Below are 14,376 nucleotides of genomic sequence, written 5' to 3'. Positions count from 1 at the left end.
CCCTATCCTTCAACATCTTCAAGTTTTATTCTTGGATCTATTATTACGTATAAAATATCAACTAATAAGTTGCAAATAACTATTAAAGTACAAAAGAAAACTACAACTCCAAGTAATGCTGTGTAATCTCTATTTGTAATTGTTGAAACAAACTCATTTCCAAGTCCAGGTATTACAAATATTTTTTCAACAACAAAGGATCCTGTAAGTATTGAAGCTACTAGTGGTCCAAGATAAGTTACAACAGGAATAAGTGAATTTCTAAGTGCATGTTTAAAAACAACTACATTTTTATCTAATCCCTTTGCCCTAGCTGTTCTAATATAATCAGATTTTAATACATCTATAAGTTTGCTTCTTGTAAGTCTTGTTATAAACGCCATTGAACTTCCTGCAAGTGCTATAACTGGCATTATAAATGTTTCAGGTCCCTTAAGTCCTACTGCTGGAAGTAATCTTAATTTAACTGTAAAGTAATAAATTAATACAGCTCCAATTACAAAACTTGGTACAGTTATACCTAAGGTTGATATAAACATACAAAGCTTGTCTGGCCATTTTCCAGCTTTAAGTGCAGAAATTACTCCAAGTAATGTTCCAGCTACTAAAGAAAAAATTATAGAAACAATACCAATTTTAGCTGACTTAGGAAATGAATAAGTAATTATTTCATTTACTTCTCTTCCTCTATATTTTAAAGATTCTCCTAAATCACCCTTTAATAAGTTTTTCATATAAATTGAATATTGCTCACTTAATGGTTTGTCTAATCCATATTTTTCATTTAATACTACTTTCATTTCAGCTGTAATCTTTTCCCCATCAAATGGTCCTCCTGGCATTGCCCTTACCAAGAAGAAGGTTAGTGTAACAACCGCCCATATTGTTAAAATACTAGTAAATACTCTTTTTCCTATGTACTTTAGCATTTTTACCACCCCTTTTTCTTTTTATTGTTTAAATTGTAAATATTTGTTGTTAATTATATTATATCTATGTTCATTTTCAAGAAATAATGTTAGTTTCATTCATTTATTTTTAATGAATCATTATACATATTTTTATATTTTAATAATGCATTAAAATAATTCCAGATTTTAGAATACGTTTACTATAGCTTTATAAAAGAATTCGTAAAAATTAATTATTTCTCAATTTAATTTTTTATTTTCTTTATTTTTTATATTTATTTAATAAAAACTTTTTTATATTAATTAATCATCTACATCTTATTTTTAAACATTTTATATTTTTTGTTCGTATTTTAAAGTCATATACTATACCCATTTTAATAATTAATTTATATATTAACTATTATTTACATAAAAAAATAGCAATTACAAATAGTAACTGCTATATAACAAATAAATTATATATTATAATTTATCTATAAAATTCTTTATTTTATTTAAAGCTAATTCTAACTCTTCCATAGAGTAACAATAAGATATTCTAATAAATCCTTCTCCACCTACTCCAAAGGCTGTTCCTGGAACACAGGCTACCTTTTCTTCATTTAATAATCTTTCACAAAATTCATCAGAAGTTAATTTAAATTTTTTAATTGAAGGAAATACATAAAAAGCACCTTTAGGATCATTAACTTCAAACCCAATTTCTCTTAATTTATTTACAACATAATTCTTTCTGTTTAAAAACTCATTTTTCATTTTTAATACATCATCCATACCATATTTTAATCCTTCAATCATTCCATATTGAACAATAGAAGGTGCACAAGATACTCCATATTGATGAACTTTCATTATTTCCTTCATAATATTTTCACTACATGCTATGTATCCAATTCTAAGCCCAGTTGCTGAAAACATTTTTGAAAAACCACTAATATATATAATTTTATCTTTTATACTTTCATCTTGAGCTACAGAATAATAATTATTATAAATAATTGAAGCATATATTTCATCTGTAATTACAATTATATTTTCATTTTTTATAAATTTTATTAATTCATCTCTTCCATTTTTATCAAGTATTGCCCCTGTTGGATTAGTTGGGAAGGATAAAACTAAATATTTACAATCTTCTTTTTTAAACTTTTCTTTTATGTTGTCTACATTAACTGTAAAATCATTATTTAATTCATAATTTATAACTGTTCCTCCAACCATATTTACAATACTTTCATAAGCTGGATAAGCTGGTGTTGGAATTAAAACTTTATCTCCTTCATTTAACAATGCCATAAGGCTTGAAAAAATTCCTTCGCTGCCACCAACTGTTATACATATTTCTTCCTTATTATATTTAATTCCTAATGTATTTAAATATTTTGATATTTCTTCTCTTAATTCATCAAGTCCTGCATTTGAAGTATAAGTTGTTTTATTTTCTAATAATGCTTTTTCTATTCCTCTTTTTACAATATCAGGAGTATTAAAATCTGGCTGTCCAAGAGTTAAAGAAATAGCTCCTTCAACTTTTCTAACTTTATTATAAAATTTTCTTATTCCAGATATTTCAACATTCTCTACTCTATTATTCATTAAAATTCAATCCCCTTTCTTGCCTTAACACCTTCTTTAAAATAATGTTTTACTTCTCTCATTTCTGTAACTAAATTAGCTCTTTCTAATATTTCCTCTGGTACATTTCTCCCTGTCATTATTAACTCTACATTTTTAGGTTTCTTATTTATAATTTCTAAAACTTCTTCAACAGTTAAAAATTTATTTTTAATAACACCCATAACTTCATCTATAATAAGTACATCACATTTTTCATCTTCTAATATTGAAAGTATAAATTTATAAGCAACCCTTACTTCCTTTTTAACTTCTTCCTTTTCCTCTTCACTAAGGTTCCAAACAAAACCTCTTCTTTTTTCAAACCTAAATATTTGAAAATTACTTCCTAATTCATCTACAGTTTTAAGTTCTCCTGTTTCTCCACTTTTTAAAAATTGAACCATTATAACATTAAGTCCATTTCCATAAGCTCTCATACCTTGACCTATTGCTGCTGTAGTTTTTCCCTTTCCATTACCTGTATATATCTGAACAAAACCTTCTTTTAGTTTCACAAGTATCATCTCCTTTAAAAATATTTTACATTAATCTTAATCTACTATCAAATTTTGTTCTTTTTTCACGCTAACCCTTTCATTATATAAGTTTTTTTATTATAATTAGTTTATTATTAATAAATAATGATTTTAGAAAGGATGATACTATGGAATATAATTTTACTGATCCATATGAGATAGCAAGATTTATAAAAGAAGCTAAAAAATCAACACCAGTTAAAGTATATGTAAATGGTGATTTAAGAGAAGCAAATTTAGAAGGAATAGAATGGTATGGAGCTAATGGTTTCTACATATTAATAGGTGAATCTGACTTAATATCAAAGGTTATATTAGATAATAAGCATTTAATAAATCACTTTAGAATAGAAAATGATAGAAGAAATTCTGCAATACCAATGCTTGATATTCTTGAAGTAGAAGCTAGAATTGAGCCAGGTGCTATAATTCGTGATAGAGTAAGTATAGGTAAAAATGCCGTTATTATGATGGGTGCTGTTATTAATATAGGTGCTGAAATAGGCGAAGGAACAATGGTTGATATGAATGCTGTTATAGGTGCTCGTGGAAAACTTGGAAAGAGAGTTCACTTAGGAGCAGGTGCAGTTGTTGCTGGAGTTTTAGAACCACCAAGTAAATCTCCTTGTGAAATTGGTGATGATGTTTTAATTGGAGCAAATGCTGTAATATTAGAAGGAGTTAAAATTGGAAATGGCTCTGTTGTAGCTGCAGGTTCTGTTGTAACAGAAGATATTCCAGCTGGAGTTGTTGTAGCCGGTTCTCCAGCTAAAATAATTAAAACAGTTGATGACAAAACTAAAGATAAAACTCAACTTCTTGACGATTTAAGAAAATAATTTAAAAGAAAAAGGTATTTGAAAATTTTCAAATACCTTTTTTACTTAAAATTTAATTTTATACTGCGCCTTCTTTGGCTTCATTAATTTCTTCCTTTTTAGATCTTTCCATTTTTGATATTGAAACTTCATAAGCTATTTTTTTTACTACTTCTGTTTCTGATATCTTTTTTTGATATTCTCTACTTTGTAATCTTCCCCATACTTTAATGTTATCTCCAACTTCTAATGTCTTGCAAAATCTTGAATTTCTTCCCCAAGCAATTGTTGGTATATAATCTGATTTATTATATGCTCTATTTACCGCTAATAAAACATCTGCAATTTCCCTACCAAATGGAGTAGTCCTGTATACTGGTTCCTTGCATATATATCCATCTAAGAAAATCTCATTAGGATTTTTACTTTTTTCTATACAAGGTTCAATATTTCTAGCAAAAACTGTAAGTATTAATTTGTTAGATCCATCTATAAATTTATTGTATGATCTTAATTGTCCCTCAACAATTACATCTTTACCTATACTAATATCAAAACCAGCTAATAATCTTTCTGAAATTGTAACATTCAATAAATCTACTGAATCACTTAATCTTTGTACTTCAAGTCCAAATGTATAAAACCCTTCACCATACATTTCATGACTATACTCTAAATTTGAAACTACCTTTCCTTCAAGATAAATTTTGTTGTTTAACATTAAATTATCCATTGTAAACCCTCTCTCCCTTTGTAATAAACTAATTTTTATAAAATAAAAGATCCCCACTTATACATTTCCATTATAATACATAATTTATGCCATTTTCAACATAAATTATATTTTTTTATGCTGAAGTCCTTCTGAATCAATATAATAATCTTCTTTATAGATCATTTCTCCTACAGTTTTAAACTCATAACCTTCTTCTTTAAGCTCCTTTATTATCTTTTCAATATTTTTAGGTGTGTACTTTGCATTATTATGATAAAGAAGTATAGATCCATTTTTAACCTTCTTTTTAATTCTTTCATACTCTACTTTTTCTCCATCTTCACGCCAATCAATAGAATCAACATCCCATTGAATTGGAATATATCCAAGTTCCTTAACTTTCTTTACTGACTTTTCATTATAATCTCCACTTGGAAATCTAAATAATTTACTTGCATCCTTTGTAACATTTCTTATTGCTTCATCTGTTTTTCTTATTTCTTTTTCTATTTTTTCATCGCTTATTTGAGAAAAATTTGGATGAATATAACTATGATTGCCTATTTCATGCCCTTTATTAGCTATCAATTTTAATTTTTCTTTATTTTCATCTGTATAGTTTATCCAAGATCCCATTACAAAAAATGTTCCTTTTATATTGTATTTCTCCATTATATTTAATATGTCATTTAAATAATCTTTTTCTGCAAAATTTACATCAAAAGTTAGTGAAATTTTTTTCTCTTCAATATCGACTGAATGTATAGGTAAATTTTTTTCCCTAGCTAAGACATCCTTTACTTCATCATATTTTTTTATAATAACTGTTATTGAAAAAATTAAAATTAATGTTATTAATATAAATATTTGCAATAAACTCTTTTTACTTTTTAAATTCAACCCCTTCTCCCTTCTATATTTCTAATTATGTGCTGTTTATTTTTATTTAATTACACTATATTCATTATTTTTAATTTTATGCTATAATTATTAATATACCTATATAAAATGGAGGCTTAATTATGTACGAAGAGAGTTCATTAGAATTAGCAGAAAATAAATTATTACTTTTATATATTTTAAAAACCTTAAAACACCCTATTTCTAATACACAACTCACTGAAATAGTTCTTGAAAATAGTTTTATTAACTATTTTACCTTACAACAATACATATCAGAACTTGATGAAGCAAATTTTATTGAATATACAGAAGTAATGGATAAAAATTTATTAAAACTTACAGATAAAGGTGATAGTGTTCTTTCATTTTTTAAGGATAGAATATCAAAATCAAAAATATCTCTTATTAACGAATATGTTAAATCACATATAGATTTAATAAAAAAAGAATTAACAATACATAGTGACTATACTATAGAATCAAATGATAGCTTTATTGTTGACATAAAAGCTTTAGAGGATGATTGCACTTTAATGGAATTAAAACTTCAAGTGCCTACAAAAAAACAAGCCACTCATCTGTGCGACAAGTGGCAAAAAGATCCTTCTGAAATTTATACTCAAATAATAAATCTTCTATTTAGTGATTTGAATTAACAAGAATCATTGCATTAGGCTCATTTCCTATTGCAATGGTTTTTAACTTTCCATTTCTTTCATCTATTAAATATAAAATTCCATTAATATAATCACTTATATACATTGTATTTTCTGTTTTTATAACCTTATTTAACATACCTCCTAAGTTTATCCTTTTAAATTCTTTTCCCGTTTTTATGTTTATTACACTAATACTTCCCTCTCCAAAATTAGTAACATATATTTTATCATTAAACTCATATATATCAGATGGAATAACTCCAACCTTTATTCTTTTAATAAGCTTAAAATCATTAATAGAATATATTCCTATAAAACCCTCCTTGTCTTCTCCTATATTAGTTTCACAAACATAAAAAAATTTTCTATCTTTTGATAAAATTACTTTTGCTGGATATAAACCAACATCTATTACTTTATCTAAAGATTTATTTCTTAAATTAATAACAGATACTGTACTTTCCATAAAATTAGAAACTAACATTATATCATTTATACTGTCTATTACAAAACTTTCTGGATAATTTCCTGAAGGAATTACAAAATCAATAGTTTTTGATATAAAATTGTATAATATTATTGAATTTATTTCATTGCACAAAATACAAACATATTTTTTATAAAATTTAATATCTTTTGGATTAGGTCCTATATATTGTCTATAAGATTCTTTTAAACTTACTAAATCTAAAAAAGAAATACTATTCCCATAACTGTTTGCTACTACACCAATGCCTCCTTTTACATCTATACTTATTGGTCCAATTTCTTTTTCTTGTAAATTTAATTGTATCTTTTCTAAAGATAATCCTTTCACATCTATTCTCCTTATGCAATTATCACAAGTATTACAAATATAAATATTTTCTATTAGTAACACCTCCTAAGGAGTATCTATACATTTATATTATGATTTCACTTCCTATTTAGCGACAAAATATACTTTATTTCTTTTATTTTTCTAAGTATAATTATATTGTAATATTTTATCTTTGGAGGTAGTTATGTATACTTATAAAACAAGTGGTGTGTGTTCAACAGAAATACATTTAGATGTGGAAAATAATATAATAAAATCTGTAGAATTTATTAAAGGATGTCCTGGAAACCTGTTTGGTATTTCTAAACTTGTAGAAGGAATGGATGTTGATGAAGCAATTTCAAGACTTCAAGGCATTAAATGTGGAAGTAAAGATACATCATGTCCTGATCAATTATCAAAGGCTTTAAGAGAAATTAAAAATAAAAATTTATAAAACTAAAAAGCAAAATAATAAACATTTAAAAGTAATTCAGTTACTAATTAGTTTATTATTTTGCTTTTTTAATTTTTAAGTTAACTTTATTTTATGAAATTTATTTCTTTTTTCATTCCATCATAGGCTATATGTGAATTATTAAATACTTCGGTAGCATTATTTATAAATTCTTTAGGATTCATCATAGAAGGCGAAAAATGAGTAAAAATTAATTCATGTGAAAAAGACCTTTTTGCTAGGGTTGCTCCTTCTTTAAAGGTCATATGTTTATTTTTAATAGCCTTCTCTAAGTCATCATTATCCCCATAAGTTCCTTCGCATATAAATAAATCACTTTTATAAATAAAGTCTATAATACTATCTATAGGTCTACTATCTACTATATAGCTTAATATTATTCCTCTTCTTTTTTCTCCTAAAACTAAATCACTAGTATACCTAACACCTTCATAATCTACTATCTCACCCTTTTGAAGCTTACTCCAAATAATCTTTGGCACATTATTTTTTATAGCAAGTTCTTTATCAAATTTAGCTTTTCTATTTATTTTTATTTTAGCTCCAATGCAATCTGTTGAATGATCTAATGGCAAAGTATCTATTTCTATTTCACTTAACTTTTCATCACAAAAATTGATTCTTCCATCCTTTAAATTAAAAAATAATTTTTCTTCTTCGCATTCAATAACTTCAATAGAGTATGTAAGGTACTTAGCTGTTATCATAAGTCCTTTTATGATATCTTTAATTCCTTTAGGTCCTATAATTATTAAATCTTTTTCCCTACCACTATTTCTAATAGTTGATAAAAGTCCTGAAATCCCATTTACATGATCTCCATGACCATGAGTTATAAATATAATATCAATACTTTTAAATCCTAAAGAATATTCTCTTATTCCTATTTGACATCCTTCTCCACAATCAATTAAAATTTTTCTTCCTTTATAATTAATCATAAGAGAAGAAAGATGTCTATAAGGCATAGGCATACCTCCACCAGTTCCTAGAAAGGTCAAATTTATCATAAAATCCCCACCTATAATCATATTTAGATGAAATAATATTTACAATTTAATTAAACTTTATTCTATTTATTATTCCCCTCATTTCTCCAATCATGTATAAAGAACCTGTTACTAAAATTAAGTCTTCTTCTTTCGCTACTTTTAATATGCTTTTAAAGGCATCCTCATAGCTTTCAAAACTTTCTACATTATTGTTCACTTTCTCAATTTCCTTTTTAAGTTCACTTGAAAGCTCTGCTCTATCACTATTTGGAGTTAAAGCAATAATTTTTTTACTTAAAGGAGCTATTTCATTTATCATTTCTTCTACTTGCTTATCTGCAAGTATTCCTATTAGAAGATATAAATTATTATATTTAAAATATTTAGTTACATTTCTTGTAAGAGATTTTATTCCTTGAATATTATGAGCTCCATCTATAACAACAGTAGGCTTTTTATTTAAAACTTCAAGTCTTCCCTTCCACTTTGCATTTTCTACACCCTTTTTAAGATTGTTTATTTTAAATCCTTCTAATTTAGATAAAACTTCCACTGTCTTAACGGCAAGAGCACAATTTAATATTTGATGTTCTCCTAAAAGTTTTAAATTTAAGTAATAAATATCAAGTTCCCCTTTTATTTTTATCTTCTGATAGTAGTCCCTTTCTTTTATTATATCTAATAATTCCCCATCATCTTTTTTAACTTCATATATTTTTGAATTTTTTTCTTCTGCTATATTTTTAAGTTCATTTAAAGCTTCTTCTTCTTGAGGGTATAATACTAATGGAATATCTTCCTTTATTATGCCCCCCTTTTCTCTTGCTATCTCTTTTAAACTGCTTCCTAATATATTTGTATGGTCAAGACTAATTGAAGCTATAACACTTACTAAAGGCTTTATAACATTAGTTGAGTCTAATCTTCCTCCAAGCCCTACTTCTATAACTGCATAATCAACCTTTTTAACATAAAAATATAAAAACATTAAACATGTTATTATTTCAAATTCTGTAGGATGACTATACCCTTCTTTAATCACTTCATCTACTGCCTTTTTTACATCTTTCATATAAAAAGCTAATTCTTCTTTTTTTATATTTTCTCTATTTATTTGAATTCTCTCTTCAAATTCCTCTAAATAAGGTGAAGTATACATACCAACTTTAAATCCTTCTTCCATTAAAATAGATGTTATAATTGATGTAGTAGATCCTTTTCCATTTGTTCCTGCAACATGTATACATTTGATTTTTTTATGTGGATTTCCTAATATATCAAGAAGCCTTTCTGTTCTCTCTAATCCATAATTTGATCCAAAATTTCCGATTTTTTTTATATATTCCATTGCTTCTTCATAATTCATTTTTTTCGCCCCTTAAACTTAAATAAATATTATAACTATATTTTAATTTTTATTAATTTAATTTTTACACTATTAATATTTTACTAGTAAATTTATTTCCATGCAATTAAGATTATATCTTAATATATAAAACCTATATTTGTATGAAAGATTATGATTTCAAAAAATAAAATATAATAAATTAAGTTTAAAAAATTCCTTTTTTTATTGAAAAAAGACTAAGAATAAAGCTCCTAGTCTTTTTTAATACTTTTATTGTTTTATTATTAAATCTAGAATTAATTTATTATATTCTATAAATATATTTCTTCTATGAAAAATTATCTTCTTGGATTATCAAAGGATGGTGGTGTAGGCTCTGGATGTTTATGTTCTGGTCCAGGTGTAGATAAATCAAAGTAAAGCTTTGAATCTTCTGTTACACCAAAATCTTTATTTGATCCTGTTTTTTGTACTTTATTTAATGCTTCCCTAAATAATGCATTGTGTGCTTCTTCTCTATTCAATAAAAAATCAATAGTTTCTTTAACATATTTATCATCAATCTGCCTATATAAATATTCATATACAACTTTTGCTCTTTGCTCAGATGCAATATTAGATAATAAATCAGCAACTAAATCACCTGTAACTGTAACATAATCAGCAGTCCATGGAGCTCCTGAAGAATTTATTAATACTGGTGATAATCCAGTAAGTACATGTGTTTCTATCTCTCCAACTTCAGTTTTATTATAATCTACCTCATGTCCATTTAATAAATTAATTGTTTGAGCTACCATTTCCATATGACTTAATTCTTCTGCACCTATATCCAAAAATAAATCCTTTATCTCTGGATCTTTTATTCTAAAGCTTTGAGATATATATTGCATAGCTGCCTTTAGCTCACCATTTCCACCACCTAGCTGTTCTTGCATTAAAGCTGCATATTGTGGATTTGGTTTTTCAACCTTAACTTCATGTAATAATGCTTTATCATGTTTAAACAAAATAATTACCTCCTAAATTTAATAAATTGCATTATTATTATTTTTATTAGGCAAGAAAAATATTCTTTATTTTTTTAATCCCATACACATTAATGGTATATATATACCAATTATATAAATTATTTTATATAATTCCTGTTTAATAAATTTAGTATTTAATGTTAATACAATTGTTATTTATTTTATTAAAAAAATTATAAACTAATAAAATTTAATTTATTTATATAGATTAATTTCCTTTTTATGTTATGGACATACTAATACCACTCCCTTATAATACTAATTGATATAAAAGAATATATTGGATTTAAAACCAATATAATACATAGGATTAAATTCTTTATACTACTTTATAAGGAAGTGTTTTTTTGACAAATGAAAAGCTTGTAATAAACAATTTTAAAAAAGGAATCTCACAATATATAAAACAAGAAAAAACCATTGAAGATTTACTATATAAAGACCAACTTACTAATCTTTATAATAGAAAATATACTTCTAGAATTTGTGATTTGTTAAAAAATGATATAAATATAAATAATTTAGTTATTTTTATTTTAGATTTAGATGAATTAAAAAATATCAATAATTCTTTTGGTAATTATATTGGAGATTTAGTTATAAAACGAGTTTCAGATATATTATCTGATGTATGTAAATGTAAATATATAGCTCGAATTGATGGTGATGAGTTTATAATTATCTATGAGAACCTAAAAGATATAAAAACTATAGAAACTATTTCTGAAAAAATACTGTCTAACCTAAATAAAATCTCTATTAACTCAATTGATCTTTATAGTGTTTCTGCAAGCATTGGTATTGCGATAGATAACTATAATAAGAAGAATATAGATAGATTACTTATGAAAGCTAATTTAGCATTATATAAAGCTAAATGTTTAGGCAAAAATACTAGTGTAATATTTACTCCTAAATTAGAAGAAGAAATCAAACTAAATACAGTTATAATTAACGATTTAATGAATGATATAAAAAACAATAAGAATGTATCTATGAATTATCAACCAAAATATACTTGCGATAAAAAATTAGTTAGCTTTGAATCTTTATTTAGATGGAATAATAAAAAATATTCTAATATACCTATATATAATATTATAAATTTAATTGAGAAAACTATTTATTTTGATGATTTTAATAATTATGTTATAAAAGAATCCTTATGTTTTGCAAAAAAGATAAATGAAAATAGAAAAAACATTATAACTGTATCTATAAATATTTCTGCTAGACAATTAATGAAAGATAATTTCATTAATGGATTTTTAGATATGATTAAAAAGTATAATATTCCTAATAACATTATAGGTATAGAACTTACAGAAACAGTTTTATTAAATAATTCAAAGAAAACTAATGAGAACCTTCAAAAATTGAAGGATTTAGGTATACTCATATATTTAGATGACTTTGGTACTGGATACTCATCACTAAATTATTTAATAAGTCTTCCTTTATCATTAGTTAAAATAGATAAATATTTTATATGGCAAACAGATAAAGGTAATAAATATATTGAAATATTAGATTGTATTGTGAAAATATGCCATACATTAAACTTACCAGTAGTAGCTGAAGGCGTTGAAACCGTTAAACAATTGGAATTATTAAAAAAATTAAATGTAGATTATATACAAGGTTATTTATTTTCAAAACCTCTTACTGAAAATAATGCTTATAAGCTTGTTTTAGAAAACTAGTATTTATTTTATAAAGATTTATTAAATTTATAAAGAATAAATTTATAAATACTTTTACTTTTAACATACTACATATTATATAGTCTGTTTTATTGAAGAAAAGTCCAACAATTAACTTGTTGGACTTTATTTCTTAAAAATATAAAATTTTATATTTCAATTTGTTTCATAACTTAAAAATCCTACTAATAATATTAAATATAATTAATTCGAAAATAGTTCCTATAGAATTTATTATTTAATTCTTAATATTTAATTTGCAAAATGAAATAAATAATTAACCTATTTCGATAATAATTTAAAGTAATATTTCTAGATATAGTATTTTCAAATTTGGGAAAAATCATAATAATTCTTATATTCATTTAAACTTTACGTTTCAAGATTTATTAATTCAATATTTACATTTTTAATATTTTACTACTAAATATTTTATTATCAAAAGTTTATAATATATTATGTGGGTATTTATGTTTTAACAAAATTATCTATTTAATAGTAAAATATCATTTACAATCAATTGCTTTTTTGTTATCATAAATCATGTCGAATAATATTTATTATTTTTTAGAAGTTATTATTACAAGAGGTGTTAAATATGAGAAATGTAGAAATAAAAAAAGGTATTCACTGGGTGGGGGCATTAGATCCAGAATTAAGAGTTTTTGATATAATAATGTATACTCCATTTGGTACAAGTTATAATTCATACGTAGTTAAAGGAAGTGAAAAGATAGCTTTATTTGAAACAGTTAAAGAAAAGTGCTTTGATAAGTATTTAGAAACTCTTGAAACTTTAAATATAACTCCAGCTGACATTGACTACATAGTTGTAGATCATACAGAACCAGATCACTCAGGTTCAGTTGGAAAAATTTTAGATCTTGCTCCACATGCAAAAGTTGTTGGTTCAATGCAAGCAATCTCTTTCTTAAAAGAAATTATAAATAGAGATTTTGATTATATTATTGCAAAAGACGGTGATACTTTATCTCTTGGAGATAAAACATTAAGATTTATTTCAGCTCCATTTTTACATTGGCCAGATTCAATGTATACATATGTTGAAGAAGATAAAGTTTTAATTACTTGTGATTCTTTTGGATGTCACTACGCATGCGAAAATATTTTCAATGACTTAGTTGAAAATGAAGAAGATTATAATGTTTCTTTAAAATATTATTTTGATGCCATATTTGGACCATTTAAGCCTTTCGTTCTTAAAGGTATAGATAAAATTAAAGATTTAGATATAGACATAATTTGTCCAGGTCATGGACCTATTTTAAGAGAAAATCCATGGGATGTAGTAAATAAATTCAAAGAATGGGCAACTCCTGTAAAACCTATAATAAATGGAGATAAGAAAGTTACAATTTGTTATGTTTCAGCTTATGGATACACAGAAGAACTTGCTAAATATATTGAAGAAGGACTTAAGAAGAACCATAATGTTGAAGTTAAATTATATGATTTAACAAAAGACAAAGATAACGATGCTATAATGAAAGATATTAATGAATCTGATGGTTTATTATTTGGTTCACCAACAATAGTTGGAGAATTACTACCTCCAATTAGAATTTTATTAGCTAATTTAAATCCTATAATTAATGGTAAGAAATTTGCAGCTGCCTTTGGTTCATATGGTTGGAGTGGAGAAGCTGTTCCTAGAATAGAATCTAGATTAGAAGAATTAAAAATGAAATTAGTTCATCCAGGTTTACGTGTTAAATTTAGAGCTTCTAAAGAACAAATAGATGAAGCTATAGAATTTGGTAATAACTTCTCAAAAATAATGTTTGGAGAGAAAAACATTAATCCTGTAGACCACGGTCAATGTGATGTAAATAAAAAATAATT

The 14,376-nt window shown here is 25.1% G+C and carries 14 protein-coding genes; 5 read left to right on the top strand and 9 right to left on the bottom strand.

Annotation, left to right across the window (positions count from 1 at the left end):
* Nucleotides 1-2: 2 nt before the first annotated feature.
* From J2Z53_RS06170 to J2Z53_RS06160, 3 genes are all read right to left on the bottom strand, one after another.
* Nucleotides 3-929: an ABC transporter permease gene (locus J2Z53_RS06170; protein WP_209796543.1), complete on the bottom strand. Its 927-nt coding sequence runs from the start codon at nt 927-929 to the stop codon at nt 3-5.
* 447 nt (nt 930-1,376) lie between these two features.
* Nucleotides 1,377-2,510 (bottom strand): pyridoxal phosphate-dependent aminotransferase, encoded by a 1,134-nt coding sequence (locus tag J2Z53_RS06165; RefSeq protein WP_209796541.1) that lies wholly within the window; start codon nt 2,508-2,510, stop codon nt 1,377-1,379.
* Complete coding sequence (locus tag J2Z53_RS06160; RefSeq protein WP_209796539.1) at nt 2,510-3,055, bottom strand: cob(I)yrinic acid a,c-diamide adenosyltransferase; 546 nt, start codon at nt 3,053-3,055, stop codon at nt 2,510-2,512. The genes J2Z53_RS06165 and J2Z53_RS06160 overlap by 1 nt, the downstream gene beginning before the upstream one ends.
* A 140-nt stretch (nt 3,056-3,195) precedes the next feature.
* On the opposite strand from J2Z53_RS06160, the gene dapD reads away from it, so the two are divergent.
* Complete coding sequence (gene dapD, locus J2Z53_RS06155; protein WP_209796537.1) at nt 3,196-3,906, top strand: 2,3,4,5-tetrahydropyridine-2,6-dicarboxylate N-acetyltransferase; 711 nt, start codon at nt 3,196-3,198, stop codon at nt 3,904-3,906.
* Between the two features lie 58 nt (nt 3,907-3,964).
* Here dapD and J2Z53_RS06150 read toward each other — a convergent pair whose 3' ends face one another.
* Both J2Z53_RS06150 and J2Z53_RS06145 read right to left on the bottom strand, forming a co-directional pair.
* Entirely contained in the window at nt 3,965-4,618 is a 654-nt protein-coding gene (locus J2Z53_RS06150; protein ID WP_209796534.1) for a single-stranded DNA-binding protein, read from the bottom strand.
* Between the two features lie 105 nt (nt 4,619-4,723).
* A complete protein-coding gene (locus tag J2Z53_RS06145; protein WP_209796532.1) occupies nt 4,724-5,500 on the bottom strand; it encodes a polysaccharide deacetylase family protein in 777 nt (258 codons plus the stop codon).
* A gap of 122 nt (nt 5,501-5,622) precedes the next feature.
* Here J2Z53_RS06145 and J2Z53_RS06140 point away from each other — a divergent pair, with 122 nt between their 5' ends.
* Entirely contained in the window at nt 5,623-6,159 is a 537-nt protein-coding gene (locus J2Z53_RS06140; protein WP_209796530.1) for a DUF4364 family protein, read from the top strand.
* Here the strand turns inward: J2Z53_RS06140 and J2Z53_RS06135 are convergent.
* Complete coding sequence (locus J2Z53_RS06135; protein ID WP_209796528.1) at nt 6,143-6,979, bottom strand: YncE family protein; 837 nt, start codon at nt 6,977-6,979, stop codon at nt 6,143-6,145. The genes J2Z53_RS06140 and J2Z53_RS06135 overlap by 17 nt on opposite strands.
* A gap of 187 nt (nt 6,980-7,166) precedes the next feature.
* Here J2Z53_RS06135 and J2Z53_RS06130 point away from each other — a divergent pair, with 187 nt between their 5' ends.
* Entirely contained in the window at nt 7,167-7,418 is a 252-nt protein-coding gene (locus J2Z53_RS06130) for a TIGR03905 family TSCPD domain-containing protein (protein ID WP_209796526.1), read from the top strand.
* Nucleotides 7,419-7,504: 86 nt separating this feature from the next.
* On the opposite strand, the gene J2Z53_RS06125 is transcribed toward J2Z53_RS06130, so the two are convergent.
* From J2Z53_RS06125 to J2Z53_RS06115, 3 genes are all read right to left on the bottom strand, one after another.
* Nucleotides 7,505-8,449, bottom strand: coding sequence for a ribonuclease Z (locus J2Z53_RS06125; RefSeq protein ID WP_209796524.1), 945 nt, complete (start codon nt 8,447-8,449; stop codon nt 7,505-7,507).
* A gap of 46 nt (nt 8,450-8,495) precedes the next feature.
* Nucleotides 8,496-9,797, bottom strand: a complete 1,302-nt coding sequence (locus J2Z53_RS06120) for a bifunctional folylpolyglutamate synthase/dihydrofolate synthase (protein WP_209796522.1) — start codon at nt 9,795-9,797, stop codon at nt 8,496-8,498.
* A 320-nt stretch (nt 9,798-10,117) separates the two neighbouring features.
* A complete protein-coding gene (locus tag J2Z53_RS06115) occupies nt 10,118-10,789 on the bottom strand; it encodes a manganese catalase family protein (protein WP_209796520.1) in 672 nt (223 codons plus the stop codon).
* Nucleotides 10,790-11,157: 368 nt separating this feature from the next.
* Here J2Z53_RS06115 and J2Z53_RS06110 point away from each other — a divergent pair, with 368 nt between their 5' ends.
* Both J2Z53_RS06110 and J2Z53_RS06105 read left to right on the top strand, forming a co-directional pair.
* A complete protein-coding gene (locus tag J2Z53_RS06110) occupies nt 11,158-12,513 on the top strand; it encodes a putative bifunctional diguanylate cyclase/phosphodiesterase (protein WP_209796518.1) in 1,356 nt (451 codons plus the stop codon).
* Nucleotides 12,514-13,111: 598 nt separating this feature from the next.
* Nucleotides 13,112-14,374 (top strand): FprA family A-type flavoprotein, encoded by a 1,263-nt coding sequence (locus tag J2Z53_RS06105; protein WP_209796516.1) that lies wholly within the window; start codon nt 13,112-13,114, stop codon nt 14,372-14,374.
* Nucleotides 14,375-14,376 lie beyond the last annotated feature (2 nt).

This window comes from Clostridium moniliforme, from assembly GCF_017873235.1.
Classification (GTDB): Bacteria; Bacillota; Clostridia; order Clostridiales; family Clostridiaceae; genus Clostridium; species Clostridium moniliforme.
This window is presented reverse-complemented; position numbering and strand designations above follow the sequence as displayed.

Bases quoted from the DNA above. Each gene is read 5' to 3' on its own strand.
- J2Z53_RS06170 (WP_209796543.1), bottom strand. From the start codon at position 929: ATGCTAAAGTACATAGGAAAAAGAGTATTTACTAGTATTTTAACAATA.
- J2Z53_RS06165 (WP_209796541.1), bottom strand. From the start codon at position 2,510: ATGAATAATAGAGTAGAGAATGTTGAAATATCTGGAATAAGAAAATTT.
- J2Z53_RS06160 (WP_209796539.1), bottom strand. From the start codon at position 3,055: ATGATACTTGTGAAACTAAAAGAAGGTTTTGTTCAGATATATACAGGT.
- dapD (WP_209796537.1), top strand. From the start codon at position 3,196: ATGGAATATAATTTTACTGATCCATATGAGATAGCAAGATTTATAAAA.
- J2Z53_RS06150 (WP_209796534.1), bottom strand. From the start codon at position 4,618: ATGGATAATTTAATGTTAAACAACAAAATTTATCTTGAAGGAAAGGTA.
- J2Z53_RS06140 (WP_209796530.1), top strand. From the start codon at position 5,623: ATGTACGAAGAGAGTTCATTAGAATTAGCAGAAAATAAATTATTACTT.
- J2Z53_RS06130 (WP_209796526.1), top strand. From the start codon at position 7,167: ATGTATACTTATAAAACAAGTGGTGTGTGTTCAACAGAAATACATTTA.
- J2Z53_RS06125 (WP_209796524.1), bottom strand. From the start codon at position 8,449: ATGATAAATTTGACCTTTCTAGGAACTGGTGGAGGTATGCCTATGCCT.
- J2Z53_RS06120 (WP_209796522.1), bottom strand. From the start codon at position 9,797: ATGAATTATGAAGAAGCAATGGAATATATAAAAAAAATCGGAAATTTT.
- J2Z53_RS06105 (WP_209796516.1), top strand. From the start codon at position 13,112: ATGAGAAATGTAGAAATAAAAAAAGGTATTCACTGGGTGGGGGCATTA.